Raw genomic sequence first — 2,417 nt, forward strand, 5'->3', positions numbered from 1 at the left:
ACAGAATACTCATTACCCTTTGTAGTGTTTTCCGATACAAACTAAAAAGACACCTATATAAAAAGGTGTCTAATGTAAAGCAGCATATCTAATGAAAAACAATTGGAATTACTCCTTTTTCTCTCCATTCGTATGTCCACAAGTCAAAATTTCAAGAACGAATTCACATAAGCCAACTACAACTTCCCCAACTCCTTCATCCATGCTTTTTCACTCCCCTTTTAGTAAATATAATTTAATTATATAAGGGAAGGGTTTTTAAGTGCTATTGGAGAAGGTGACATAAACATTACAAGTTTGTAAGGATAATCCAGTTTAAATAATATCGATACATAAAGAGCCCACATTTCCCCTCGTAGCAACTCTTTCCATAACCAGTCAATTTCTGTTAATCTCTCTTCCCTACCGATGCTGCTTAGCCAATTTACAATTGGCAGAGTTAACGTAATCATATTTAATTTATTATTATATTTAACGCAGAAGCAGCTTTAGGCCATCCAACGTAAAAGGCCATATGTGTTATCAAAGCAATAATTTCCTTTTCGTTCATTCCATTCTTTTCAGCTAATTGTAGATGAAATGGTAGTTGTTCAGTATTACCGATACTAATTAGAGCAGATAGTGTACATAAACTTCTTTCTCTAGATGTTAAAGTAGGATCTCTCCATATTTTTTCGAATAATATATTTTCACTATAATCGACAAAATCGGGGGCCATTTTTCTCATTTTCTTTGGTATGTTGGATTCGATACGATCATTCACTATTCTTTTCCCTCCGTCATATTAACCATTTGTGCTACTCCTTGACCAAATGACCAGTTCTCAGCAGATGTTTCGTTTAATGTAATAAAAATATCAGCTGTAGAGATGTCTAAATGATCAGAAATAGTTTTTGATATAGATTGATACAATTTCTTTTTCTGATTTATTGTTCTTCCTGGCCCACATGTAATAGAAACATGCATTATTTTTTCTGTTCTCTTTTTGTCTCCTTCTAGCAGGTAATACGGATCATAAAAAAATTGATTAGAAGGGTAGGGAAAAAACATTTGAAAGTAATCATTTTCAGGAACTTCAAAGTGTTCAATTAACGAACGGTGAATACTAGTGCTCACCTTTTTTAATTCTTCTTTATTCGATAGACTTTCAGGGTAATAAACGTTAACAAAAGGCATATATTCTCATTCCCTTTCTTGTTGTGTCGTTTTTGATGTTAATTTCTATTGTGAAATATACAAAACTTCATATACTGTAAGGTGATCTGATGAGTCAATTTTTGGTTTTTCTTGATAAAAACTGAATTGACTATAGCCCCATTTATCTGGATTATAAACTAATAAATTCCCCAAACTTTTTTCTGCATTTTTCACATATTGATTAATAGTATTAAATGGCGTTTTGATTAATGATTTGCTTTTAGGAATATTTCCTGCATATTCAACAACATATCTACTTTTATCAAAATCTTTGTCTAAGTTAATAGATAAAGGAACACCGATATTAATATGTTGCCATCCAAAAGATTCTAAAATATTGTCATAAAAACCTTCAAAGATAAATTTGTTCATTCCTTGATAGTTATTCCAAATATATAACGGTGCATAGGAATTATATAAATTTTTATTTTTCTCTGCCTCAGTGATTAAGTATGCTTTAAAATTAAGCCCTAGAAAACCATTCGTTTTATGTCCATTGTCTTGCACCCTTTTTCTAATAATCCCCATATCATAATTTTTTGGCAAAATGACCTTATATTGCATTCCAATCATGTTTATCACTCACTTTCAAGATTATATAAATTATGATAATTCGAGATTAAAGTAGTGTAAAATAGGTATAAATTATGCATGGTATCATTTATAATGATATTCAATAAGGGGTTGAAATGAATGGAAATAAATGATCTTATCATATTTAAAACTGTAGTGAATGAAGGTTCAATCAGTAAAGCTGCAAAAGAACTCGGTTATGTTCAACCAAATGTAACTGAAAGAATTAAAAAATTAGAACAAGAGTTAGAAACACCGTTACTACATAGATATAACAAAGGTATTTCACTATTACCATCAGGCGATATTTTGTTAGATTATACGAATAAAATACTAAATCTAGTAGAAGAAGCAAAAAATGAAATTAAAATGAGTGGAGATTCTTATCGAATAGCAACTTCACAATCTATTTTGTTAAATTATTTAAGTATCAGTATCAAAGAAAATTTCAGGAATTATCAAATATATATGGAAAATAGTAATCACCTGCAACAACTATTAAAGAAACAAAGAGTTGATATGGTCATAACTTATGGAAATTATTCCGATCCGGCGTTTCAAAAAGTATTCAGTACAACAGTTTCTATGGGTTTACTAAAAGCAAAAGGAAAATCTAATATTGACTATTCAAAGGAGTTCTTTTTTGT

General features: G+C 30.1%; 4 protein-coding genes. 1 reads left to right on the forward strand and 3 read right to left on the reverse strand.

Annotation, left to right across the window (positions count from 1 at the left end; translation table 11 throughout):
* Positions 1–454: 454 nt before the first annotated feature.
* Genes V7183_RS25580 through V7183_RS25590 form a run of 3 tightly spaced genes read right to left on the reverse strand, consistent with a single transcriptional unit; the run spans position 455 to position 1,770 of the window.
* On the reverse strand, positions 455–763 hold the full coding sequence (locus tag V7183_RS25580; RefSeq protein WP_335361293.1) for a carboxymuconolactone decarboxylase family protein: 309 nt from the start codon (positions 761–763) through the stop codon (positions 455–457).
* Positions 763–1,176, reverse strand: a complete 414-nt coding sequence (locus V7183_RS25585) for a tautomerase family protein (protein ID WP_335361294.1) — start codon at positions 1,174–1,176, stop codon at positions 763–765. Before V7183_RS25585 ends, V7183_RS25580 begins: the two co-directional genes overlap by 1 nt.
* Positions 1,177–1,221: 45 nt before the next feature.
* Complete coding sequence (locus tag V7183_RS25590; RefSeq protein WP_335361295.1) at positions 1,222–1,770, reverse strand: DUF4865 family protein; 549 nt, start codon at positions 1,768–1,770, stop codon at positions 1,222–1,224.
* 120 nt (positions 1,771–1,890) lie between these two features.
* Here V7183_RS25590 and V7183_RS25595 point away from each other — a divergent pair.
* A partial coding sequence (locus V7183_RS25595; RefSeq protein WP_335361296.1) for a LysR family transcriptional regulator occupies positions 1,891–2,417 on the forward strand: 527 nt, incomplete at its 3' end.

The sequence above is a fragment of the Bacillus sp. JJ1127 genome, assembly GCF_036965845.1.
Classification (GTDB): Bacteria; Bacillota; Bacilli; order Bacillales; family Bacillaceae_G; genus Bacillus_A.

Bases quoted from the DNA above. Each gene is read 5' to 3' on its own strand.
- V7183_RS25585 (WP_335361294.1), bottom strand. From the start codon at position 1,176: ATGCCTTTTGTTAACGTTTATTACCCTGAAAGTCTATCGAATAAAGAA.
- V7183_RS25590 (WP_335361295.1), bottom strand. From the start codon at position 1,770: ATGATTGGAATGCAATATAAGGTCATTTTGCCAAAAAATTATGATATG.